General features: G+C 71.2%; 17 protein-coding genes. 7 read left to right on the top strand and 10 right to left on the bottom strand.

Annotated elements, in window-relative coordinates:
- Positions 1-37: 37 nt before the first annotated feature.
- From F9278_RS42615 to F9278_RS42590, 6 genes are all read right to left on the bottom strand, one after another.
- Positions 38-1,282 carry a cytochrome P450 gene (locus tag F9278_RS42615; RefSeq protein WP_152173110.1) on the bottom strand — a complete coding sequence of 415 codons (1,245 nt, stop codon included), beginning with the start codon at positions 1,280-1,282 and terminating at the stop codon, positions 38-40.
- A gap of 363 nt (positions 1,283-1,645) precedes the next feature.
- Entirely contained in the window at positions 1,646-2,371 is a 726-nt protein-coding gene (locus tag F9278_RS42610) for a response regulator transcription factor (RefSeq protein ID WP_152173109.1), read from the bottom strand.
- Positions 2,372-2,651: 280 nt separating this feature from the next.
- Positions 2,652-3,167 (bottom strand): MarR family winged helix-turn-helix transcriptional regulator, encoded by a 516-nt coding sequence (locus F9278_RS42605; RefSeq protein ID WP_152173108.1) that lies wholly within the window; start codon positions 3,165-3,167, stop codon positions 2,652-2,654.
- A gap of 417 nt (positions 3,168-3,584) precedes the next feature.
- On the bottom strand, positions 3,585-4,940 hold the full coding sequence (locus F9278_RS42600) for a sensor histidine kinase (RefSeq protein ID WP_152173107.1): 1,356 nt from the start codon (positions 4,938-4,940) through the stop codon (positions 3,585-3,587).
- Between the two features lie 19 nt (positions 4,941-4,959).
- A complete protein-coding gene (locus F9278_RS42595) occupies positions 4,960-6,471 on the bottom strand; it encodes a sensor histidine kinase (protein WP_152173106.1) in 1,512 nt (503 codons plus the stop codon).
- Positions 6,468-7,157: a response regulator transcription factor gene (locus tag F9278_RS42590; RefSeq protein ID WP_086755165.1), complete on the bottom strand. Its 690-nt coding sequence runs from the start codon at positions 7,155-7,157 to the stop codon at positions 6,468-6,470. Before F9278_RS42590 ends, F9278_RS42595 begins: the two co-directional genes overlap by 4 nt.
- Before the next feature lie 150 nt (positions 7,158-7,307).
- On the opposite strand from F9278_RS42590, the gene F9278_RS42585 reads away from it, so the two are divergent.
- The 6 genes from F9278_RS42585 to F9278_RS42560 all read left to right on the top strand — a co-directional run bounded on the left by F9278_RS42585 (position 7,308) and on the right by F9278_RS42560 (position 17,955).
- Positions 7,308-8,651, top strand: coding sequence for a ferredoxin reductase family protein (locus F9278_RS42585; protein WP_193241894.1), 1,344 nt, complete (start codon positions 7,308-7,310; stop codon positions 8,649-8,651).
- Positions 8,652-8,678: 27 nt separating this feature from the next.
- Entirely contained in the window at positions 8,679-9,395 is a 717-nt protein-coding gene (locus F9278_RS42580; protein WP_152173105.1) for an FMN-binding protein, read from the top strand.
- A 4-nt stretch (positions 9,396-9,399) separates the two neighbouring features.
- The gene (locus F9278_RS42575; RefSeq protein ID WP_152173104.1) at positions 9,400-10,155 is read left to right on the top strand and encodes an FAD:protein FMN transferase; all 756 of its coding nucleotides are present in this window, start codon (positions 9,400-9,402) and stop codon (positions 10,153-10,155) included.
- Between the two features lie 205 nt (positions 10,156-10,360).
- Complete coding sequence (locus F9278_RS42570) at positions 10,361-11,320, top strand: GNAT family N-acetyltransferase (RefSeq protein WP_152173103.1); 960 nt, start codon at positions 10,361-10,363, stop codon at positions 11,318-11,320.
- Between the two features lie 269 nt (positions 11,321-11,589).
- The gene (locus F9278_RS42565; RefSeq protein ID WP_152173102.1) at positions 11,590-16,785 is read left to right on the top strand and encodes a family 43 glycosylhydrolase; all 5,196 of its coding nucleotides are present in this window, start codon (positions 11,590-11,592) and stop codon (positions 16,783-16,785) included.
- Between the two features lie 168 nt (positions 16,786-16,953).
- Complete coding sequence (locus F9278_RS42560) at positions 16,954-17,955, top strand: LLM class flavin-dependent oxidoreductase (protein ID WP_152173101.1); 1,002 nt, start codon at positions 16,954-16,956, stop codon at positions 17,953-17,955.
- On the opposite strand, the gene F9278_RS42555 is transcribed toward F9278_RS42560, so the two are convergent.
- Both F9278_RS42555 and F9278_RS42550 read right to left on the bottom strand, forming a co-directional pair.
- Positions 17,948-18,859 (bottom strand): lysophospholipid acyltransferase family protein, encoded by a 912-nt coding sequence (locus F9278_RS42555; protein WP_152173100.1) that lies wholly within the window; start codon positions 18,857-18,859, stop codon positions 17,948-17,950. The genes F9278_RS42560 and F9278_RS42555 overlap by 8 nt on opposite strands.
- A 4-nt stretch (positions 18,860-18,863) precedes the next feature.
- The gene (locus F9278_RS42550; RefSeq protein ID WP_152173099.1) at positions 18,864-19,634 is read right to left on the bottom strand and encodes a GNAT family N-acetyltransferase; all 771 of its coding nucleotides are present in this window, start codon (positions 19,632-19,634) and stop codon (positions 18,864-18,866) included.
- A gap of 362 nt (positions 19,635-19,996) precedes the next feature.
- Here F9278_RS42550 and F9278_RS42545 point away from each other — a divergent pair, with 362 nt between their 5' ends.
- Complete coding sequence (locus tag F9278_RS42545) at positions 19,997-22,090, top strand: hypothetical protein (protein WP_226967177.1); 2,094 nt, start codon at positions 19,997-19,999, stop codon at positions 22,088-22,090.
- Here the strand turns inward: F9278_RS42545 and F9278_RS42540 are convergent.
- Both F9278_RS42540 and F9278_RS42535 read right to left on the bottom strand, forming a co-directional pair.
- Positions 22,035-22,784 carry a succinate dehydrogenase/fumarate reductase iron-sulfur subunit gene (locus tag F9278_RS42540; protein WP_152173097.1) on the bottom strand — a complete coding sequence of 250 codons (750 nt, stop codon included), beginning with the start codon at positions 22,782-22,784 and terminating at the stop codon, positions 22,035-22,037. The two genes, F9278_RS42545 and F9278_RS42540, sit on opposite strands and share 56 nt — an antisense overlap.
- Positions 22,781-24,739 (bottom strand): fumarate reductase/succinate dehydrogenase flavoprotein subunit, encoded by a 1,959-nt coding sequence (locus tag F9278_RS42535; RefSeq protein ID WP_152173096.1) that lies wholly within the window; start codon positions 24,737-24,739, stop codon positions 22,781-22,783. The genes F9278_RS42540 and F9278_RS42535 overlap by 4 nt, the downstream gene beginning before the upstream one ends.

Below are 24,739 nucleotides of genomic sequence, written 5' to 3'. Positions count from 1 at the left end.
GGGGGAGTGGGGGGTGGTGAGGGAGGAGGGCAGGGCGTCACCAGGCGACGGGCAGGCACTTCACGCCGTAGGTGGTGCCGGTGTGGTTGAACGCCAGCTGCTCGACGGGGGCGGCCGGGCGGAGGGTCGGGACGCGGCGGTAGAGGGTGCCGTAGACGACCTGGAGTTCGAGGCGGGCCAGGTTCTGGCCGAGGCACTGGTGGGGGCCGTAGCCGAACGCGTTGTGCTGGCGGGCGGGGCGGCTCAGGTCCAGGCGCTCGGCCTCAAGGAAGGCGTTCGGGTCCCAGTTGGCCGTCTGGAGGTCGAAGAGGAGGCCGTCGCCCTTGCGGATCACCTGGCCGTCGATCTCGATGTCGTCCTTGGCCACGCGGCGCAGGCCCGAGTGGACGATGGAGAGATAGCGCAGCAGCTCGTCGACCGCGCCCGCGACCACTTTCGGGTCCTCGGTGTCGCGCAGCACGGCGAGTTGGTCGGGGTGCTCGAACAGGGCGAGGGTGCCGAGGCTGATCATCGTGGCGGTGGTCTCGTGCCCGGCGATCAGCATGGCGACGCCCATGCTGACGGCCTCCTGGTGGGTCATCTCCCCGGCCTTGACGCGGGTGCCCATCTCCGACAGCACGTCGTCGCCCGGCTGTTCGAGTTTCTCCCGGAAGAGGGCGTCGAGGTAGCCGCCGAGGGCCCGGCTGGACTCCTGCGCCTCCTCTGCGGTGAGGGAGTTGTCGAGGACGCGGTTGCTGTTCTCCTGGAAGAAGTGGTGATCCTTGTACGGCACGCCGAGCAGTTCGGCGATGACGAGGGAGGGCACGGGCAGGGCGAGGGCGGTGAGCAGGTCGGCCGGGTTGGGGCCGGCCAGCATGTCGTCGATCAGGTCGTCGACGATCTTCCGCACGGCCGGGCGCATCGCCTCGATCCGCTTCACCAGGAACGGGGCGTTCACCGAGCGGCGCAGCCGGGTGTGTTCGGGCGCGTCCGTGTTGGTGATCAGCTTCGGGGTGTGCGGGGCGATGGCCGCGCGGTGGGCGTTGACGTGGGGGAAGTCCGGCTCGTGGTCGTCGTTGCTGACGCGCGGGTCGGTGAGCAGGGTGCGCTGGTCGGCGTGGCGGGTGATCAGCCAGGGGGTGGTGCCGTTCCAGATCCGCACCTTGGTGATGGGCCGGTCGCCGCCGCGCAGCTCCGCCGCGGCGGGCGGGGGTGCGAGCGGGCGGCCGGAGGCCCTGGGCATCGGGTACTCGGGGCACTGTCCGCTCGTGTCGGAGGTGGCGTCGGTCAGGGTGTCGGCCATGGTCTCTCCTCGGTGGTGGGGGCTCCGGTGGGGTATGCGCCGGGGGATGTGTCGAGGCCTCGATAAACATATGCAAACAGAGCGATCTGACGGGTAACGGCCAGTTACCTGACAGAAGGCTGACGTGACCCGGATCACATTCTGGGGGTGGGGGTGAGGGGTGGGAAGGGTGGGAGGGGGAGGGTTCCGGCCACAACTGGCTTTGTTTTTTGGGTGGTTGCGGATCGAGGGGAGGTGGGGGCGGAGGCCGTGGGGGTGGGGAAGCGCGCTGGTGGTGTGGGGTGGTGTCGCACTTCGGGCGATCTCTTAGGGGTGTCCCGGACTGGGGTGGTTCCGGACATATTTGCTTCATGAGTGCTTCGCTCAGTGTTCCTGGCGGGACGGGGTGCCGAGCCAGTAGCCGAAGCCGCGGCGGGTGTGGATGAGGGGGTCGCCCCCCTCGCGGTCCACCTTGCGGCGGAGGCGGGAGACGAGTTGCTCGATGGCGTTGTCGCCGTGGAAGTCACCCCAGACATAGCGGCCGATCTGCTCCTTCGACAGCACCTTGTGGGCGTTGACCAGGAGGTAGCGCAGGAGGCGGTACTCGGCGGGGGTGAGGTTCAACGGCCGTCCCGCGCGCAGGGCTTGGCAGGCGGGGTCGTCCAGGACGAGGTCGCGGTACGACGGTTCGCCGTCGCGGCGGACGGGTTTCCGGCCGCGGAGCAGGACCTGGGCGCGGGCCAGGACCTCGGCGATACGGAAGGGTTTGGTGACGTAGTCCTGTTCTCCGAGGCCGAGTTCGGGGAGGAGTTTGCCCAGGGAGTCGTACTGGGTGAGGAACAGCACGGGTGGGCGGTGGGCGACGGGGCGGCGCTCGCGGCCCAGATCGTCCAGGTCGGGGATGGCCAGGTCGAGTACGACCAGGTCGAAGCGGTGTTCGGTGAGGCGGGACACGGCTTCCGTGCCGGAGGGGGTGGTGTGGGTGCGGTAGCCGGCCAGCTCCAGGGTGGTGGAGAGTAGTTCGGCGGTGGAGGGGTCGCCGGCGGCGATCAGGAGGTGCTGGCCGGCGCCGCGCGGGAGTGAGGGTTTGTCGTTGGTGCGCTCGTGCATGGGTAAGGCCATTCGTGTGGGGCTCTCTCTTGGGGTGGGGTCGTCCGGTGGGGCGCGGGCGGGCGGTGGAGGGCGGGGCCGTGCCGGTGTGTTGAGCCCGTCGTGGGTTGCCCTACTGCTCGGGGTGGGTAAGGAGCCGCTCTCCGGGCCGCTGTGGGCGACGGGCTGCTACGCACCGGCACGGCCCCTCGCGTCGCCTTGCGGGCTGCCCGCCGTTCGGGGGTGCCTCGTAACTTCCCTCGGATTGCCGTGCGTTGGGCCCGGCGGTCCACTGCGTGCCTCAGTCGGCGGCCGTCGGTGTGGCGGGGGCCTGATCCTCGTCGGTGGCGCGGGTGAGGAAGATCTCGACCATGCGGTGGAAGAGGTCGGCCAGTTGGCGGATCCGGTCGGGGGGCCAGTCGGACAGGGCCAGGCTCATGCCGAGTGCGCCTGCCTCGCGGATGCGGTCGATGGCCTGTTGGCCGGTGGGGGTGAGGCGGATGCGCCGGGCGCGGCGGTCGCCGGGGTCGGCCACGCGGGTGAGGTAGCCGGATCTCTCCAACTGCTGTACCTGGCGGGTGACATGGGAGGCCTCGACGTCGAGCCGGCCCGCCAGCTCCCCCGGGCGCAGTGGCTCGGAGTCGGCGACCTGGCGCAGGAGTGCCACGGCGGCCCGGTCCAGTGGTACCCCGGCGAGGGCCATCAGGCGCTCGTGCCGGCGGGCCCTGGTGCTCAGATAGGTGATCCGGGTCAGGGCCCGTTCGATCTCGATCACTTCCGGGGAGGCGGGGACGGCCGCCGACGGCGATGGGGACATGGACATCACCCTACCCTTCTCATTGCCTAACTCAAGCAACCCCCGTACGGCTCGATTGCTTGACTCAAGTAAGCCATATATGTTTGCCTAACTCAAGCAAGACGATGGATCCCGATTCCCCCGTCCGACCCGGCCGCCCCAGCCGCTCCTCCCCCGGCCGAGCGAAGCCCGCACCACCCGTCGAGACGGAAGACAGGACAGAGCGATGAGGACCTCTCCACGAGCCGGCCTGGCTGGGGCGCTCGCCTGCGGCGTGCTGGTGGCCGCGATAAGCGTCGGACGGGACGGGGGCGGCGACCGCGCCGGATCCGCGCCCCCGACCGGCCCGTACGTGGCGCTCGGCGACTCCTGCACGGCGGGGCCGAAGATCCCCGAGCAGGGCGGCACCCCCGCGGGCTGCGAGCGGTCCGGCCGGAACTATCCGGCTCTCGTCGCCGCCGAGTTGAAGATCCAGGCGTCCGATTTCCGTGACGTCAGCTGCACCGGGGCCACCATCGGCGACCTCTCCGCACCCCGGTCGACCGACGACGGCACCAATCCCGCCCAGTTCGACGCGCTGTCCGATGCCACCCGGCTGGTCACGGCCGTGCTCCCGTCGAGCGCGGCGACCCGCCGCCGCATCCCGAGGAGTCCGGATCCGCCCATCGCGGAGGCGGCATCGACGGAGGCCGCGTCGACCGATGCGGCGGGGCGGCCCGACGGGGAGGCCGTCTCGGCGCCGCCCCGGCCGTCGTCGCGCACCAGGACACGCACCCCCCGGGCCGTGCGGGCGAGGTGGACCTCGGCGTGGTCGCAGCCGCTGTGCTTGGCGGCGTTGGTGAGGGCCTCGGCGCCCACGAAGTACGCGGCGGCCTCGACCGCGGCGGGCGGGCGCGGCCCGTCGGTGTCCTCCAACTCGCTCACCTCCACGGTCACTTCGAGGCCGCTGCCGGCCGCCAGCGCCCGTACGGCACCGGCGAGGCCCCGGTCGGTGAGGATCGGCGGGTGGATGCCCCGCACCACGTGCCGCAGCTCGGTCAGCGCGGCCTCGGCCTGGTCCTGGGCGTCGAGCAGCAGCTTGCGGGCGGCCTCCGGGTCGCGGTCGTACGCGCGCCGGGCCAGCCCGATCCGCATGGACAGCGAGACCAGGCGGGCCTGGGCACCGTCGTGCAGGTCCCTTTCGATACGGCGGAGTTCCGCGCCATGGGCGGCGATCGCGTCGGCCCGGGTCGCCGTCAGCTCCTCCACCCGCTCGGCGAGGCGGGCCCGGGGGGACGGCTTGAGCAGGGCCTCGGACCAGCGGGCGTCCAGGTCGGCGAGACGGACGATCAGCGGCAGGACGAGGGCGGGGCGGCCGAGCAGTCCGCACCACACGCCGTCCACGAGCAGGCCCAGCGGCCACAGGGGGACCGCGAGGAAGAAGAGGGCGCCGTAGACGTAGTAGGTGAGCATCCAGCGGGCGTCGGTGCGGGTGCCGGGGTCGCGGACGGCGATCCGGAGGCGTTGGCGCAGGGTGCCCTCGATGGGCAGGTAGGCCTCGGGGACGGCACGGCCGGTCCAGGCGGTCGCCTGATGGCGTTTCGCGCCGGCGATCCGGCGGATCAGCGTCTCCGTCTCCGTCTCCGGCTCCGTCTCCGGCTCCGGCTCCATCCAGGCACCGACCACGGCGAGGGTGGCGATCGCGGTGATCAGCAGCACCGTGATGAAGAGGTACACGCCGAAGGCCATCGCCACCGCGACGACCAGGTGAAGCGTCGCCCGCGCGGCCTGCCGCACCGTCTTGCCCCTACGCATCAGATTGGGCGACCTCCCCTTATGTGCTGGGCCCGCCCTCGTCCCAGGGCAGTCGGACCGTGAACGTCGTCGCTCCCGGTTCGCTGGTCAGGGTGATGGTGCCGCCGTGGGCGCGGACCAGGGAGCGGGCGACGGCGAGGCCGAGACCGCTGCCGCCCCGGTCGCGGCTGCGGGCCTTGTCGACGCGGTAGAAGCGGTCGAAGACCCGCTCCTGGTCGTCGGCCGGGACACCGGGCCCGGAGTCGGTGATCCGCACCTCGACCATGCCGGAGGCGGCCGTGCCGGAGGCCGGCGCGGCGGGGTCGGCCGTGCCGGAGGCCACAGTCCCGGGCGGGACGGACACCTCCAGGCAGACCTCCGTGCCGGGCGGGGTGTGCACCGCGGCGTTGGTGAGGAGGTTGTCGAGGACCTGGCGCAGGCGGAGCGGGTCGAGGCGCAGGCGGACCGGGGCCGCGCCGGTCGTGACGGTCAGCGGATGGCCGGGGTGACCCGCGCGGAACGCGTCCGCCGCCTGGTGCGCGAGCCGCACCAGGTCGGCGTCCTCCAGGCGCAGCGGGGTCTCCACGTCGGCGGCGTCGAGGCGGGCGAGCATCAGCAGGTCGTCCAGCAGATACCCCATGCGGGCGGCCTCCGCGCGCAGCCGGGCCAGATGCTTGTCGCGTTCCTCGGGGCTGTGCGCGGCGGCGTACTGGAAGAGGTCGGCGTAACCGCGTACCGACATCAGCGGGGTGCGCAGCTCGTGCGAGGCGTCGGCGACGAAGCGGCGCAGACGCTGCTCGGCCTCGGTGCGGACGGCGAACGCGTCGTCGATGTGCTCCAGCATCGTGTTGAAGGCGGTGCGCAGTTCCTCGACCTCGGGGCCGCCGTCGCGGTTGTCGTGGCGCACCGGCAGCCGCGCCGAGTCCGTCAGGTCGTGCGAGGTGATGCCGCGCGCGGTGTGCGCCATGTCGCTCAGGGGTTTGAGGCCGCGCCGCAGCATGGCCCGGCCGAAGACGACGAGCGCCATCAGGGCGAGGACGAAGGTGACGACCTGGACCGTGATCAGCTGCCCGACCGTGTCCTCGATGTCGTCCATGGGCGCGGCGCTGACCAGGATCACCCCGGGTTCCACCTCGCAGGCCCGCAGCCGGTACTGGCCCTGGCCCTTGAGGTGCTCGGTGCGGGTGACCTCCGTGCCCTCGGTGGTCAGCGCCTTGGCCACGAGCGTGAAGTCGTCGATGTCCTTGGGCAGGTCCCCGGGGTCCTCGGGCTTGCGGAGCACGGGTTTGCCGGCCGAGGTGTCGTACACCGCGTAGTACCAGCGGTAGTACTTCTTGCCCTTGAGCGAGCCGTAGTCCGCGATGCTCTTGGACTGGGCGATCTGCGCGATCTTCAGCTGCTCGTTGAGCTGCGCGGACAGATAGTCGCGCATGTACGTGGTCAGCGCGCTGCCGACGACGGCGAACACGACGAGCGCCAGGGCACCGAGGCCGAGGGCCAGCCGGGTGCCGAGGCGCAGGGAGCGGTAGCTCTGCCTGAACCGGGCGATCACTCGGTGGCCTGGCGCAGGACGTAGCCGAAGCCCCGGACGGTGTGGATCAGCGGCTCACCGGTGTCGTCGAGCTTGCGGCGCAGCCGGCTGACGACCAGCTCGACGACGTTGGAGCGCCCGCCGAAGCCGTACTCCCAGACGTGGTCGAGGATCTGCGCCTTGGTGAGGACGGTCGGGGACTTGCGCATGAGGTAGCGCAGGACCTCGTACTCGGTGGGGGTGAGCGTGAGAAGTTTGTCGCCGCGGCGGACCTCGCGGGTGTCCTCGTCCATCGACAGGTCGGCGACCTGGAGCACGGACCGCTGGAAGGCGGGCCCGGCGCTGCGGCGCAGCACGGTGCGCAGCCGGGCCATCAGCTCCTCCACGGCGAACGGTTTGACCAGGTAGTCGTCGCCGCCCCGGGTGAGGCCGGCGACCCGGTCGGCGACGCCGTCGCGGGCGGTCAGGAACACCACGGGCACCATGGTGCCGGACTGCCGCAGCCGGTCGAGCACGCCGAAGCCGTCCACGCCCGGCAGCATCAGGTCCAGGACCACGATGTCGGGACGGAACTCGGCCGCCTGGCGGAGCGCCTCCTCGCCCGAGTGCGCCGTCACCGCGTCCCAGCCCTCGTAACGGGCGACGGTCGCCACCAGGTCAGCGATCGGCGGGTCGTCGTCCACCACGAGTAGTCGCACTTTTTCCACGTGCTCATAGTGCGCCACCGATCGCATCACGCCATAGCCGCTCACAACTCCGGGGCTCGATCGATAAAAACTTGAAAGTTGTCCGACAGGAAAACGACAGCACTCACCGGAGAAGCTCGTAACCCCCACCCGATCAAGGAGCTGTCCCCAGTGACCACTGTCCAACAACCCCCCGCGGCGGTCAGCCGCTCGGGAGCGCGCCCCAAAGTGGTCGCCCGCACCGGTCTGTACACGGTGCTGGCGGCGAACGTGGCCGTGGTGACCTTCTTCTTCGTCCAGGCGGGCTTCGCCTCCAACGCCCTCATCGTGCTGGGCCGCCTCACCGGCCTGTACGGCGCGCTCCTCATGGCCTTCCAGCTGGTGCTGGTGGCCCGGCTGCCGTGGTTCGACCGGCGCATCGGCATGGACCGGCTGACCTCCTGGCACCGCTGGACCGGTTTCTCGGTGCTGTGGCTGCTGGTCGCGCACGGCGTCTTCATCACCTTCGGCTACGCCCAGTCCTCGGACCTCGACCCGGTCAGCCAGCTGGTCGACCTGGCCGAGACCGTCGAGGGCGTGCTGCGCGCGATCGTCGCGCTCGGCGTCATCATCGTGATCGGTGTCGTCTCGGCCCGCTTCGCCCGCCGCAAGCTGGCCTACGAGACCTGGCACTTCATCCACCTGTACACCTACGTCGCCGTGGTGCTGGCCTTCACGCACCAGGTCACGGCGGGTACGTCGTTCGCGTCGTCCGAGACCGCGACGGCGTACTGGTACGTGTTGTGGGGCGTCGCCCTGGCCTCGGTGTTCACGGGTCGGCTGGTGCTGCCGCTGTGGCGGAACTGGCGTCACCAGCTCCGCGTCACCGCCGTCGTCCCCGAGGCCGACAACGTCGTCTCCATCTACATGACCGGCCGTGACCTGGACCGGATGCCCGCGCGGGCCGGCCAGTTCTTCCTGTGGCGCTTCCTGACCCGGGACCGCTGGTGGCAGGCCAACCCGTTCTCCCTGTCGGCCGCGCCGGACGGGAGGCAGCTGCGGCTGACGGCGAAGGCGGCCGGCGAGGGCTCCGCCGCCCTGCGGCATGTGAAGGTCGGCACCCGCGTCTTCGCCGAGGGCCCGTACGGCGCCTTCACCGCGATGCACCGCACCCGGCCGGAGTCCGTGCTCATCGCGGGCGGCGTCGGGGTCACCCCGATCCGGGCCCTGCTGGAGGAGATCGAGGGGCACGCCGTGGTCATCTACCGGGTGGCCGCCAAGCAGGACGCGGTCCTCTACAACGAGTTGCAGCAGCTCGCCTTCGACAAGGGCGCCGAACTGCACCTGGTCTCCGGCCCCGTCAGCCCCGACCTGCTGGCGCCGCGCGAACTGCAGCGCATGGTGCCGGACATCACCGACCGTGACGTGTTCCTGTGCGGGCCGCCGCCGATGATGAACGCGGTCCTGGGCAGCCTGCGCGAGCTGGACGTGCCCAAGTCGCAGATCCACTTCGAACGCTTCAGCCTGGCCGGCTGAGGGACACCGGGACACGAGGACAGCACTGTGAAACGAGCCATACCCGCCCTGGTCCTGAGCGCCGCCGCGCTGGTGCCCGTCTGGCGTTACGCGCCCTCCACCGAGACCACCACCACGGTGACGGCGCAGCCCGCGCCCTCGGCCTCCGCGTCCGCCGCCGCGGGCTCCAACGTGGTCTCCGGCACGACGGTCGACACCGAGAAGGGGCCCGTCCAGGTCCAGGCGACCTTCCAGGGCGAGAAGATCACCGCCGTCAAGATGCTCCAGCAGCCGGACCATCCGCAGACCGAGGCGGCCGTCCCGGTGCTGATCGAGGAGACGCTGGCGGCGCAGAGCGCCGACATCGACACGGTCTCCGGCGCCACCATCACCAGCGACGGCTACCGGGAGTCCCTCCAGGCCGCGATCGACGAGAACGAGAAGTCGGCGTCCGCCTCCGACTCGGACTCCGCGTCGGGCTCCACCTCGACCCCGGCGGAGAGCGCGGCCCAGACCGTCGCGGGTTCGACGGTCGGCACCTCCAAGGGCGACGTCCAGGTCCAGGTGACCTTCGAGGGCGAGAAGATCACCGCGGTGGAGATGCTGAAGCAGCCGAACCACCCGCAGACCGAGGCGGCCGTCCCGGTGCTGGTCAAGGAGACGCTGGCGGCGCAGAGCGCCGACATCGACACCGTCTCCGGCGCCACCATCACCAGCGACGGCTACCGGGAGTCCCTCCAGGCCGCGATCGACGCGAAGGCCTGATCCGGTGCGCCGCGTCGAACACATCATGGGGTTCCCGATCTCACTGCTGATCGAGGACGACGAGGTCGGGGACGGGGACGGCGGCGGGCGCGGGGCGATGACCGCCGAGGCCGCGGAGCCCGCGTTCGCCTGGCTGCGCGAGGTCGACGCGCGGTTCAGCCCGTTCCGCGCCGACAGCGAGGTGTCCCGGCTGGACCGGGGCGAGCTGGCACCGGAGAAGGTCAGCCGGGACCTGGCCGAGGTGCTGGCCCTGTGCGAGGAGTACCGGGTGGCCACGGGCGGCGCGTTCGACGTAAGGCTGCCGGGGCGTGGGCTCGACCCCTGCGCCATGGTGAAGGGGTGGGCCGTGCAGCGGGCGGCTGAGCTGCTGGGCGACCTGGGCGCGAAGCGGCTCTGCCTCAACGCGGGCGGTGACGTGGCGGCGACGGGCGGGCCGTGGCGGGTGGGTGTACGCCATCCCGAGCGGGCCGACCGCCTCTGTACGGTCCTGTCCCTGACGGACGGGGCGGTCGCCACGTCCGCGCGCTACGAGCGCGGCGACCACATCCTCGACGGCCGCACCGGCCGCCCGGCGACGGGGCTCCTCAGCCTCACGGTCGTGGCCCCGACCCTGACGGAGGCCGACGCGACGGCGACGGCGGCGTTCGCGATGGGCGCGGAGGGTGTGGAGTGGGCCGCGGCCCGCCCCGGCTGCGAGATCTTCGCGGTCGACGCGCGCCGGCGGGTGTTCCGGACGCCGGGGTTGCCGGTGGCGGCGTGACGGGCGCCTGACAGCACGGGGGTGCGGGTGGTTCGGCGGCTGCGGGTGGTACGTGGCCGATCGCGCAGTTCCCCGCGCCCCTGAAAAGCAGGGGCTGCGCCCTGCCCCTTCCCGCCTCGCCTCCCTGCGCCCACCCCGGCCCACCGCACCCCCGCCCCCGAAAATCCCGTTGCGGCCCCGGCCCCGTCCCCCCGACAGTGGCCCCATGACCACGACGCACCCCACCCCCCTCCCACCCGGCCTGACCGTGCGCCCGGCCACCCTCGGCGACGCGGAGGCGGTGTGCGCGCTGCTCAACGAGATCGACGTACTGGAGGTCGGCCGTTCCGAGACCGAGCTGGGCGAGGTGCAGGCCGACCTGAAGCACCCGGACGCGGACCTGGAGCGGGACTCCTGGCTGGTGTTCGACGGGGACCGCCTCGTGGCGTACGGACTGGTCTGGGACGAGTCCGGCGGCGAGCGCGTCGACATGGACCACTACACGCTGCCGGACCACCAGCTCGGCGCCCTGCACCTGTTCGACCTGATGGAGGCCCGCGCGGCGGAACGCGCGGCGGCCAACGGCGCGGACCGCGCGGTCGTCCACCTGCACCTCAACATCGCGCCCACCCTGGACCTGGACGCGCTGCGCGGACGCGGCTGGCGCACGGTCCGCCGCTACCACGTGATGGCCCGTCCCCTCTCCCCCGCCGAGCTGCCCCCGACGCCCCCGCCCGGCGTCACCCTGCGCGCCTGTACCGCCGAGCCGGACCGCAGGACGGCCCACGCCCTGCTGCAGACGAGCTTCGCCGACCACTTCGACTTCCAGCCCCGGACGTACGAGCAGTGGCTGGACGACATCGACGCGGAGAACGTCGACTGGTCGCTGGTCTGGATCGCGCATGTCGACGGGCTCGGTGACGTGGCGGCACTGCGCTCGCGCAACGACCGTTCCGCCATGGCGTGGATCGCCAGCATCGGCGTGCTGCGCGAGGCCCGGGGCCGCGGCCTCGGCAGTCTGCTGCTCGGCCACGCCTTCGGTCACTACGCGGCGCTCGGCCGCGACCGTATCGGCCTCGGCGTCGACACCGACAACAGCACCGGAGCCCTCGCGCTCTACGAACGGCACGGTATGAAGCTGGACTTCGCGGTCGACACCTGGGAACTCGTACGCCCCGTGCGGTAGACACGGCACCGAAACCCCCGTTCTCCTCAGGGAACGGGGGTTTCGTGCGTTTCCGCCCGTTCGACCCATCGGACATTGTTCGAAACCTCTTGACGCCTCACCACACCCCGATTGACACTCTCGCAACACGACGTCACAAGGCCGAAACAGCGGGGCACCCAGGGCGAGGGTGCCCGCCCCTTTCGAGCCGCTCCCCGTTGCCGCCCCTCGCCTTCCCCCTTGCCTTCGCCACCCCTTCATCAGCCGTGCTCTCAGCAGGGATACTCGACATGACGTACACAGAAGGTCTGCGCGGCCGCGCGAGACGCTGGGCGGGTCCGCTCGCCGGACTGACCGCCGCGTCACTGCTCCTCGGCCTCGCCGGGCCCGTCGCCCCGGCCACCGCGGACGACGCCGACCTCACCGACGGCCTCGCCCTCTGGTACAAGCTCGACGCCACCTCCGGCACCACCGCCACCGACGCCTCCGGCAACGGCCGGAACGGCACGGTCAACGGCACCGCCGGCTGGGCGGGCGACGGCCAGGGTCTCGCCTTCAACGGTTCGGACACCTACATCAAGGTGCCGAACGACGTCATGAAGAACATGGACTCCATCAGCGTCTCCATGGACGTGCTGATGGACGAGTCGCAGGTGGGCCCGTACTTCATCTACGGCTTCGGCAACACCACCAGCGGCGCGGGCAACGGTTATCTCTTCGCCACCGGCAACTCGCTGCGCACCGCCATCGCCTCCGGCAACTGGTCGACCGAGCAGAACACCCGGCCCTCCGACTCGCACAACCTGTCCCGCTCGGTCTGGAAGCAGCTCACCTACACCCAGACCGGCACCACGGGCGTGCTGTACGAGGACGGCGTGGAGGTCGGCCGCAACACCTCGGTCACCACCACCCCGGGCTCCATCGGCTCGGGCACCACGACCGCCAACTACATCGGCAAGTCGGTCTACACCAGCGACAAGCTCTTCAAGGGCAAGATCCGTGACTTCCGGGTCTACAACCGGGCGCTGGCCGGCTCCGAGGTCGAGCAGCTCTCGCTCCCCATCGCCGAGGAGGGCCTCGCCGCCGACAAGGCCGCCCTCACCCTGGGCGACACCAGCGCGGTGACCGCCGATCTGGACCTGCCGAAGACCGGTACGGCCGGCGGCTCGACCATCAGCTGGGCGAGCGACAACACGGACGTCGTCTCGAACTCCGGCGCGGTGACCCGCCCCGCCGCCGGTCAGCCGGACGGCCACGCCACACTGACGGCGACCCTGAAGAAGGGCCCGGTCAGCGCAACCAAGACCTTCGAGGTCACGGTCCTGCCCACGTTCGACGACACCACCGCCGTCGAGCAGGCCGCCGAGGCGCTCACCGTGCACAACATCGACGACGCCCGCGGCAACCTCACCCTCCCCGCCACCGGCACCTTCGGCACCGAGGTCTCCTGGTCCTCCGCGAACCCGGACGTCGTCTCCGCAGAGGGCGTGGTGAAGCGTCCCGCGCACGGCGACGGCGCCACCACCGCCGAGCTGACCGCGACCGTCACCAAGGGCGACGCGAAGAAGACCCGCACCTTCACCGCGAAGGTGCCGGAGCTACCGAAGAAGGAAGCCCTCAAGGGCTATATGTTCAGCTACTTCACCGGCGAGGGCACCTCGGACGGCGAGCAGCTCTACGCGGCGCTCAGCAAGGGCAACGACCCGCTGAAGTGGCGGGAGTTGAACGACGGCAAGCCCGTCCTGACCTCCACGCTCGGTGAGAAGGGTCTGCGCGACCCGTTCATCATCCGCTCCCCCGAGGGCGACAAGTTCTACCAGATCGCCACCGACCTGAAGATCTACGGCAACGGCGACTGGGACGCCTCCCAGCGCACCGGCAGCAAGTCCATCATGGTCTGGGAGTCCACCGACCTGGTGAACTGGACCAACCAGCGCCTGGTCAAGGTCTCCCCCGACACGGCCGGCAACACCTGGGCCCCCGAGGCGTACTACGACGAGAAGCTCGGCGAGTACGTGGTCTTCTGGGCGTCGAAGCTGTACGACAACGAGGCCCACTCCGGCGACACGTACAACCGCATGATGTACGCGACGACCCGTGACTTCTACACCTTCAGCGAGCCCAAGGTCTGGGTCGACCGCGGCTACTCGGTCATCGACTCCACGGTCATCCAGCACGACGGCGAGTACTACCGTCTCTCCAAGGACGAGCGGAACAACACCTCCTCCACGCCCAACAGCAAGTTCGTCTTCGAGGAGAAGAGCGACTCGCTGAAGAACCTCTCCTGGACCGCCGTCGCGGAGGGCATCGGCAAGGGCGCGATGAGCGCGGCCGAGGGCCCGCTGGTGTTCAAGTCGAACACCGAGGAGAAGTGGTACGCGTTCCTCGACGAGTTCGGCGGTCGCGGCTACATCCCGTTCGAGACGACCGACCTCGACTCCGGCGTCTGGACCCCGTCCACCAGCTACGACCTGCCGTCCAAGCCCCGGCACGGCACGGTGCTCCCGGTCACCCAGGCCGAGTACGACCGGCTGCTGAAGACGTACCAGCCGGACCAGATCATCACGAGCGTCGAGGACGTCAAGGTCGACACCCGGATCGGTGAGGCCCCGGTCCTGCCGGCCACCGTCATCGCCGAGTCCGGGGACGGCGTCAAGCGGCCCGTCGCCGTCACCTGGGAGTCCGTGGACGCCTCGCGGTACGCGCAGGCCGGCACCTTCACCGTGAAGGGCGATCTGGCGGGCGACTCCGCGATCGCGGTCACCGCCGAGGTCACGGTCTCCGCCGAGGGCACGGACGTCCCGGCCGACCTGCTCCTGCACTACGACTTCGACGAGACCGGCGGCAGCATCGCCCGCGACTCCAGCGGCCACGGCTACCACGGCACCTACGTCCGTACGCCCGACTTCGGTACCGGCGTCGAGGGCGGCTCGTTCAAGATGTCCGGCGGCAACAGCAGCTCCGGCTCGCCGTACGTCAAGATCCCGAACGGCGTCCTGAAGGACACCACGAGCGTCACCGTCTCCACGTACGTCAAGTGGAAGGGCGGCGACAACTTCCAGTGGCTGTTCGGCCTCGGCCCGGACAGCGACAAGTACCTGTTCGCCACCCCGTCCAACGGCGGCGGCAAGCTGTTCTCCGCGATCACCAAGGCCACCTGGTCCGGTGAGAAGCAGATGATCGGCGGCTCCCGGCTCACCGCCGGCCAGTGGAAGCACGTCACCGTCACCCTGAACGGCGCGACCGAGACCGCGATCCTCTATGTGGACGGCGCCGAGACGGCCCGCGTCAGCGGTGTCACCATCAAGCCGTCCGAGCTGTACGACTCGGCGAAGGACCACTCCGGCTACATCGGCAAGTCCCTCTACTCCCCGGACCCGTACTTCGGCGGCGAGGTCGACGACTTCCGGATCTACAACCGGGCCCTGACACCCGCCGAGATCCTGGAGCTGAGCGGCAACACGACCGGGATCGCGGGGGCGACCCACCCGGCGCTGAAGACCGACGCGATCATCACCGACAAGGACAGCAAGATCGTCCTGCCGCTCACCCCGGGCAGTGATGTCAAGGCCCTGGCACCGGAGTTCACCCTCGCCCACGGCGCGACCATCAGCCCCGCCTCCGGCACCCTGCGCGACTTCACCGAGCCGGTGACGTACGAGGTGACCGGCTCCGACGGCGAGAAGCGCACCTGGACGGTGTCGGCCGTGGAGATGAAGAGCCCGGTGCTGCCGGGTCTCAACGCGGACCCGAACATCGTGCGCTTCGGCGACACCTTCTACATCTACCCGACCACCGACGGCTTCGAGGGCTGGAGCGGTACGCAGTTCAAGGCGTACTCCTCCAAGGACCTGGTCCACTGGACCGACCACGGCGTCATCCTGGACCTCGGTCCGGACGTCTCCTGGGCGGACAGCAGGGCCTGGGCGCCGGCCATGGAGGAGAAGAACGGCAAGTACTACTTCTACTTCTGCGCCGACGCGAACATCGGTGTCGCGGTCTCCGACTCGCCCACCGGCCCGTTCAAGGACGCGCTCGGCAAGCCGCTGCTGAAGGCCGGTGACCACACGGGCCAGATGATCGACCCGGCCACCTTCACCGACGACGACGGCACGAAGTACCTCTACTGGGGCAACGGCCGCGCCTACGCCGTCCCGCTCAACGACGACATGGTCTCCTTCGACGCCTCGAAGGTCACCAACATGACGCCGAGCAACTACAACGAGGGCACCTTCGTCATCAAGCGCAAGGGCACCTACTACTTCATGTGGTCGGAGAACGACACACGTGACGAGAACTACCAGGTCGCCTACGCCACCGGCCCCTCGCCCACCGGTCCCTGGACCAAGCAGGGCCTGATCCTGGAGAAGGACCTCTCGCTCGGTGTCAAGGGCCCCGGCCACCACTCGGTGGTCCACGTCCCGAACACCGACGACTGGTACATCGCCTACCACCGCTTCGCCATCCCCGGCGGAGACGGCATGCACCGTGAAACCACCATCGACAAGCTGGAGTTCGACGCCGACGGCATGATCAAGAAGGTCGTCCCCACCCTGGAGAGCATCGACCCGGTCACCATCGCACGGGCCGGCGCGGACGCCTCCGGCAAGGAGGGCGCCAAGATCCAGCTGAACGGCACGGTCTCCGGCGCGGGCACCGCCCAGTGGACGATCGGCAACGACGTGCCCTGCGTCTTCGCCGACGCCAAGTCCGCGAAGACCACGATCACCTGCTCCGACAACGGCACCTACACGGTCACCCTGACCGGCGGTCGCAGCACCGACACGGCGACCGTCACCGTCACCAACGCGGCCCCGGAGATCACCTCGGTGAGCAGCCCGAAGACCACGCCGACGGGCAAGGACGCCAGGATCAGGGTCGAGTTCACCGACCCGGGCACCCGCGACCAGCACACCTGCGTCGTCGACTGGAAGGACGGCGGCAAGCCGACGGCCGGCAAGGTCACCGCCGGCGGTTGCAAGGCCGAGCACAGCTACCGCACGGCCGGCATCTTCGCCCCGGTGATCACCGTCACCGACGACGACGGCGGCTCGGCGAGCACCACCGTCTCCGAACTGGTCGTCTACGACCGGAGCGCCGGTTCCGCGACCGGTGACGGCAGCTTCACCTCACCCGCCGGGGCGTTCCCGGCCCAGCCGAAGCTGACGGGCAAGGCGGAGTTCTCCTTCACCGCCAAGTACGGCAAGAACGACAGCACGCCGTCCGGGAAGGCGTCGCTCGACTTCGCCGGGGCCAAGCTGAAGTTCCGCTCCACCAGCTCCTCCTGGCTCGTGGTCACCGGTTCGAAGGCCGTCTACCAGGGCTTCGGCACGGTCAACGGCAAGGGCGGCTACCTCTTCCGGGTCACCGCCACCGACGACCCGGACACCTTCCGGATCAAGATCTGGCAGAAGTCCACGGACACGGTCGTCTACGACAACACCACGGCCGCGAAGACGAAGGGGATCACCATCGGCCGCAAGTAACCCCCGAGCAACCTGGCCCCGAGCCGCGCCCGGATTCCTCCGGGCGCGGCTCGGTTCGTTTGGGGAGGTGGTCATCCGCGGGCCCGGTGGGGGCTGGTCGCGCAGTTCCCACCCACCCGCAGCCCGCGACTCAGGGAATCCCCCCACCCCCAGAACGTTGAACCCCATATGACCCCGGCCCTCTCCCGAACCCGCTTCTCCGTCCTCGACCGCTCCCGCACCCGCGAGAACCAGCCCACCGCCGAGGCCCTCCAGAACACCGTGCACCTGGCGCGGGAGACGGAACGGCTCGGCTACCACCGCTTCTGGGTCGCGGAACACCACGGCGTACCGGGAGTCGCCGGCTCCGCCCCCACCGTGCTGGCGGCAGCCATCGCCGCGGCCACCCGCACGATCCGCGTGGGCACCGGTGGCGTCATGCTCCCCAACCACCGCCCGCTGATCGTCGCGGAGCAGTTCGGTGTCCTGGAGTCCCTGTTCCCGGGCCGGATCGACATGGGCCTCGGCCGTTCCGTCGGCTTCACGGACGGCGTACGCAGGGCGCTGGGCCGGGACAAGGCCGACGCCGAGGACTTCGCGGGCCGGCTCGACGAACTGCTCGGCTGGTTCCGCGGCACCTCCCCGACGGGGGTGCACGCCCGCCCGCCGGAGGGCCTGTCCGTCCCCCCGTTCGTGCTCGCCATGGGCGAGGGCGCCGACATCGCCGCGCGGGCGGGCCTGCCGATGGTGATCGGCGACCTCCGTGATCGCGACAGGATGCGGCGCGGCATCGACCGCTACCGCGCCGGGTTCCGCCCGTCCGCCTGGGCGGAGGAGCCGTACGTCGTCGTCTCGGGCACGATCGCCGTCGCCGCCACCCCGGAGGAGGCACACCGCATCCTCCTCCCCGAGGCGTGGGCGATGGCCCACTCCCGCACCCATGGCACGTTCCCGCCGCTCGCCCCGGCGGACGAGGTCGAGCGGCGCACGATGACGGCCGGGGAGCGCGGCTTGTACGAGGCCGGGTTGACCGGCCAGGTGTACGGCACCGAGGAGCAGGTCGCGCACGAACTGGAGTCGGTGATCAAGGAGACGGGCGCCCAGGAGATCCTGGTCACGACGAGCACGTACGACCGTGAAGCGCTGCTGGACTCCTATCGGAGGCTCGCCCGGATCGCGGGCCTCAGCTGATCCCCAGCCGGGGGCCGGAGCCGAGTTCCGCCCCGGTCGCGCGCCCGCGCCGGAAGCCCCGCGCGGGGCCCGGTCGTCCGCCCCGGCAGCCGCCGCCCGCGTCCGGCACGTGCTCGACCATGGCCGCCACGTCGATCACCGCCGTCTGCGCGGCCCCCGCGAGGGCCCGCCGGTCGAGGTGGTCGGCCGGGGCGATGACGGGCCGTACGTCCACCTCGGCGACGACGCCGCGCGCCGACACCACCCGCCACACCGAGGCGAGCAGCGAGTCGTCCCCGACGTAGGCGGGCGCGGTGCTCGCGCCGCCCTCGGTGAACCGGTAGCGGACGCGCACCGGTTGCACGGCGGCCTCGGCGTCGATCGCGGCCTGGAACACGGCCCGCCGGAAGCGGCCCTGCGCACGGCCGCACCAGGTGCTCCCCTCGGGGAAGGCGACGACCGCCGCGCCGCCGCGCAGGGCGTCGCCGATGGTGGCGACCGTCCGCGGCAGCGCGCGGATCCGGTCCCGCTCGATGAACAGCACCCCGCTGCGGGCGACGAGGGCGCCGACCACCGGCCACGCGCGGATGTCGGACTTGGCGAGCATTCGCGCGGGTCGGACCGCGCCGAGCAGCGGTATGTCGAGCCAGGAGACATGGTTGGCGACGAGGAGCAGTCCGCCGGTGGGCGGGGCGGCGCCGGAGATCCGTACCCGGACCCCGGAGGCCCGTACGACCCACCGGCTCCACGACCGCACCACCCGGGCCGGCAGCCGCAGACCGACGAGACTCACCAGCACCCCTACGAGGACCAGGGTCACGACGGCCGCGAACCGCGCGGCGGCCCGGGGCAGGGCGGCCACCGATCCGCTCGCCTGGACGCACGCCTGCGGGCTGCAGGGCGCGCTGGGCAGCCACACACTCATCGGGTCACGCCGCCGGGGCGAGGGAGAGGAAGTGCCGCAGGTAGCGGGCGTTGACCCGGCGCATCGACAGCAGCACGTACATGTCGGCGACCCCGAAGTCCGGGTCGTGCGCGGGCTCGCCGCAGACCCAGGCGCCGAGCCGCAGATAGCCGCGCAGCAGCGGCGGAAGCTCGGTGTGGCCCTGCGGGGCCTCGCCCTTCGGGATCCAGGGCAGCAGCGGCCGTACCCGGTACTCCTGCGGTGCCAGGTTCCTGGTCCGTACCCGGTCCCAGGTGCCCGCGGCGAGCGCGCCGCCGTCGGCGAGCGGGATGGAGCAGCAGCCGGCCAGCCACTCGTGGCCGCCCTGGACCATGTAGCGGGCGATCCCGGCCCAGACCAGGCTGATCACGGCGCCGTCGCGGTGGTCGGGGTGGACGCAGGAGCGGCCGACCTCCACCAGGGAGGGGCGGATCGCGTCGAGGGGGCCGAGGTCGAACTCGCCCTCCGAGTACAGCCGTCCGGCGACGGCGGCCCGCTCGGGCGGCAGCAGCCGGTAGGTGCCGACGACCTGTCCGGTGAGGGTGTCCCGGACGAGCAGGTGGTCGCAGTAGGCGTCGAAGGGGTCGACGTCCAGCCCCGGCCGCGGTGACGCCAGCAGGGCGCCCATCTCCCCGGCGAACACCTCGTGCCGCAGCCGCTGCGCGGCGCGGACGTCCTCCTCGCCGCGGGCCAGGGTGACGATGTAGCGGGTGGGGGCCGCGGACTGGGGCGGGCTGTCGAGGGTGGAGGCGGTCATGGCATCTCCTGGTCACGGGCCGACTCGGCGGCGTCAGGGGCGAACCTGGGGACGTGCGGTCCGCCGACCTAGTTCTTCCGACGCCGGCTGACACGCGCGTGACCGGTTGCGAGAGCCCGGATGTGCGGAGGTTGAACGGCTCGGACCAGGTGTCCGGGGCGTCCGACTCGGTCGACGGGCGGGTGTCGCGACGGTGACCGGCGAACGGCGGTGACCGGCCCGTGACCGGGGGCAACCCTCCACCCCCGCGAACCGTCTCATGGACGAGCCGGGCGAAGTACGGGGCGACGTGCCGTGTGAAGTGCCCGGCGAAGCACCGGACGAAGTGCCGGGCGAAGTGAGCGACGAGCGGGGGCGTGGGAGTGGCGGAGCTGTCGGCCGAGCGAGCGGTGGAGGCACTGGACGCGATGCCGTGGGACCGGCTGGAGTCGCTCGATCCGGCTGTCCCGCCCAAGGAGGTCCGCCGGGCGCTGCGCCAGCTGTTCCGCAAGGGCCCGGAGGCGACGGAGGACGACTGCTGGGCGCTGTTCGACAACCTGGCGATATGGGGACCCGGCGTCTCCCCGGCCGCCACCGCCGCTCTGCCGTTCGTCGTCGCGCTGGCCACCGATCCCCGGACGGGCGCCCGCGCGACCCTCGTGGAACTGCTCGCGTCGCTGTTCGAGGTACCGGAAGGGACTTCGCCCGAGTCGGTCGACGCGGGCCGGCCCGAGGCCTGGCGCCACGCCCAGCGGGCGGTGCGGCCCCTGCTCGCCGACCCCGATCCGGCGGTACGCCGGGCGGCCGTCCCGCTGGCGGACGGCCCCGCCCGGCTCCTGGAGCGGTGGCGGACCGAACGGGACCTCTCGGTCCGGCTGCCGGTGCTGTTCGCGCTGGGCCGGCTCGCGGCGGCCCCCGGCGCCGACGCCACGACGGTCGCCGAGATCCGTGCCGTCCTGGACGCGTCACTGCACGACCCCGACCCCGTCCTGCGGGTCGCGGCCGTGCACGCCTACGCGGGCCTGGACAGCGACCTACCGGTCCGCGCGCTGGACGCGTTGGTGGAGGCGCTGACCGACCCGACCGCACGCTCCCGATGGGAAACCGTCTGGTACCAGGGCGACAACGACTACGCCTGCTACCGCGAGGCGGTCGCGTTCCGGACGGCCGGCCTGTTCGACGACACGGCCGCCCAGGAGTTGGGGTTCCTCACCCGGCTGTTCGCGGCGGCGGACCGTCCCGAGGACGGCGATCTGCTGCGGAGCGTGCTGGACCGCTGCCTCCTGCTGCTGGTCTCCCGCCGATCGGTGGAACCCGCGGTGCTGCCGTCGGCGGGCGCCGCACTGTCCCACCCGGACCCTTCGGTACGCCTCAGGGCGGCCCACCTGCTCGGCATGCTGGGCCCCCGGGCCACGGCGTACGCCGATCGACTGGCCGGTCTGCTCGACGACTCGGGCGTGGAGGAGTACAACGAGGGCACCGTCGGCGACCATGCCGGCTGGGCGCTGACCCGCATGGACGACCCTCGGGCGCTGCCCGGCCTGGTCGACCGGCTCTGCGCCCCGTTCCGCGGGCCCGACGGCGGCAGCTACGGCAGCGGCGACCCCAGGCGCCCCGAGATCGCGGACGTGCTGACCCCGCTCCGCGCCCACGCGGACACCCTGCTGCCGTCGATACGTGAGGAACTCCACCGCGATCTGAACGACCCCGACGCACCCCACGTCCTGACGGCCGACCTCCTGGTGACCCTCAAGGCCTGGGAGACGGACGCGCTGCCCGCCCTGCCGGAGGTCACCGCCTATGTGCACGACCGCTTCCGTCGGTCCGACGCCGCCGATGTCCTGGCGGCCATGGGCCCGGCCGCCGCCTCCGCCGCGCCCGCCGTGCGCGAGCACATGGCCCTCGACCCTCCGGGCATCAGCCCGTGGCTGCACTGGGTCCTCTGGCGCATCGGCGACGCCGACCCGGCCGAGGCGCTGCGGGCCGTCGGCGAAACCCTGTCCGTCGAGGGGGAGGAGGGTGGCAGCGGCATGGTCGGCCCTCTCGCCGACTTCGGTGCCGAGGCCGCGCCGTACACGGACCGGGTGCGCCACGCCCTGACCAGCCGCCATGGCTGGACCAGGACGGACGCGGCGATCACCCTGTGGTCGATCACGGGGGACCCCGGGCTCGCCCTGCCGCGGCTGGAGGAGGAGATCCTGGAATTCACGGCCGGTGGCGAGTGGTACGGCTCGTTCGCGCGCACCCTGCGCACGCTCGTCCGCTGCCGCACCCCCACCCCCGCCGTCACGGCGGCCCTGCGCCTCCTCCGGGCCCAGGACCACCGCCTCTCGCCGCACACCGACTACCGGGCGATCCTCCAGGACGAGGAACTCCGCGCACTGATCGACGAGGTCCTGGCCCTGCCCCGCGCCTGCGGCGCTACCGCTTCCCACCCCGCCGGGTCGCCCTCAGCCACTCCTTGTTCATGCTCGTGATCGAAACCAGCGGAATCCCCTTGGGGCAAGCCGTGGCGCACTCCCCCGCCAAGGTGCACCCCCCGAACCCTTCCTCGTCCATCTGTTCCACCATGTCCAGCACCCGTGTCTCCCGCTCGGGCGCCCCCTGTGGCAGCACGTTCAGATGGTTGATCTTGGCCGAGGTGAACAGCATCGCCGCCCCGTTGGGACACGCGGCCACACACGCCCCGCACCCGATGCACTCCGCGTGCTCGAACGCGAAGTCCGCGTCCGGCTTCGGCACGGCCGTGGCGTGCGCCTCCGGCGCGGCCCCGGTCGGCGCGGTGATGTAGCCCCCGGCCTGGATGATCCGGTCGAACGCCGACCGGTCCACCACCAGGTCCTTGACCACCGGGAACGCCGAGGCCCGCCACGGCTCCACGTCGATCGTGTCGCCGTCCGAGAAGGACCGCATGTGCAGCTGACAGGTCGTCGTCCGCTCCGGCCCGTGCGCGTCCCCGTTGATGACCAGCGAGCAGGCGCCGCAGATCCCCTCGCGGCAGTCGTGGTCGAAGGCCACCGGGTCGTCACCGCGCAGGATGAGTTCCTCGTTGAGCGTGTCGAGCATCTCCAGGAAGGACATGTCGGGAGAGATGTCGTCCACCTCGTACGTGGACATGGCGCCGTCGGCGTCGGCGGCCCGCTGCCGCCAGACGCGCAGGGTGAGCCTCATGCGTAGCTCCGCTGGGTGGGGTGGACATACTCGAAGACCAGGTCTTCCTTGTGCAGGACGGGGGCCGTGCCGGTGCCCGTGAACTCCCAGGCGGCGGCGTACGAGAACTCCTCGTCGCGGCGCTCGGCCTCGCCGTCGGCCGTCTGGGACTCCGCACGGAAGTGACCGCCGCAGGACTCGGCGCGGTGCAGCGCGTCGAGGCACATCAGCTCGGCGAGTTCGAGGTAGTCGACGATCCGGTTGGCCTTCTCCAGGGACTGGTTGAACTCCTCGCCCGTGCCCGGGACCTTGATCCGCCGCCAGAACTCGTCCCGGATCTGCGGAATCCGCTCCAGCGCCTTCCGCAGCCCGCTGTCGGTGCGGGCCATACCGCAGAACTCCCACATCAGTTCGCCGAGTTCGCGGTGGAAGGAGTCGGGGGTACGGTCGCCGTCGACGGCCAGCAGCAGGTTCAGCCGGTCCTCGGTCTCGGCCAGCACCTCCTGGACGGCGGGGTGTTCGGGCCCGATCCCGTCCTGCTTCGGATGCCGGGCGAGATAGTCGTTGATGGTGGCCGGCAGGACGAAGTACCCGTCGGCGAGGCCCTGCATCAGCGCGGACGCGCCGAGCCGGTTGGCCCCGTGGTCGGAGAAGTTGGCCTCACCGATCGCGAACAGGCCGGGCACGGTGGTCTGGAGGTCGTAGTCGACCCAGAGTCCGCCCATCGTGTAGTGCACGGCCGGGTAGATCCGCATCGGCACCTCGTACGGATCCTCGTCGGTGATCCGCTGGTACATGTCGAAGAGGTTGCCGTACTTGGCCTCGACGGCTTTGCGGCCCATCCGCGCGATGGCGTCGGCGAAGTCCAGATAGACGCCCTGCCCACCGGGCCCGACGCCGCGGCCCTCGTCGCAGACGTTCTTCGCGGCGCGGGAGGCGATGTCACGCGGCACCAGGTTGCCGAAGGAGGGGTAGATCCGCTCCAGGTAGTAGTCGCGCTCGTCCTCGGGGATCCGGTGCGCCGGCCGCTGGTCGCCGCGCGCCTTCGGCACCCAGATGCGTCCGTCGTTGCGCAACGACTCGCTCATCAGCGTCAGTTTGGACTGGTGCTCGCCGGTGCGCGGAACGCACGTCGGATGGATCTGCGTGAAGCACGGGTTGGCGAACAGCGCGCCCCGCCGGTGCGCCCGCCACACGGCGGTGGCGTTCGAGTTCATGGCGTTGGTCGAGAGGTAGAAGACGTTGCCGTATCCGCCGCTCGCCAGCACCACGGCGTCCGCGAAGTACGTGTCGATCTTCCCGGTGATCAGGTCCCGGGCCACGATCCCTCGTGCCCGCCCGTCGATCACGACGAGGTCGAGCATCTCGGTGCGGGGGTGCGTCTCCACGTTCCCGGCCGCGATCTGCCTGCTCAGCGCCTGATAGGCGCCCAGCAGCAGTTGCTGACCCGTCTGCCCGCGCGCGTAGAACGTCCGTGACACCTGCACGCCACCGAACGAACGGGTGTCGAGCAGACCGCCGTACTCCCGGGCGAACGGCACGCCCTGCGCCACGCACTGGTCGATGATCTCGACGGAGATCTGTGCGAGCCGGTGGACGTTCGACTCCCGGGCGCGGAAGTCTCCGCCCTTGACGGTGTCGTAGAACAGCCGGTGGACCGAGTCGCCGTCGTTGCGGTAGTTCTTCGCGGCGTTGATACCGCCCTGCGCAGCGATCGAGTGGGCGCGGCGCGGGGAGTCCTGGTAGCAGAACTGGACGACGTGGTAGCCCTGTTCGGCGAGTGTGGCACCGGCCGAGCCGCCGGCCAGCCCCGTGCCGACGACGATCACCGTGTGCTTGCGCCGGTTGGCGGGGTTGACGAGTTTGGCCTCGAACCGGCGCCGGTCCCAGCGCTCGGCGACCGGGCCCTCGGGGGCCTTGCCGTCGACGACGGGCACCCCGGTGACATAGTCCGCGTACTCGGAGGAGGTACTCAT

Source organism: Streptomyces phaeolivaceus (genome assembly GCF_009184865.1).
GTDB lineage: Bacteria > Actinomycetota > Actinomycetes > Streptomycetales > Streptomycetaceae > Streptomyces > Streptomyces phaeolivaceus.
The sequence above is the reverse complement of the archived record's forward strand: the minus strand, read 5'-3'. Positions and strand labels throughout refer to the sequence as shown.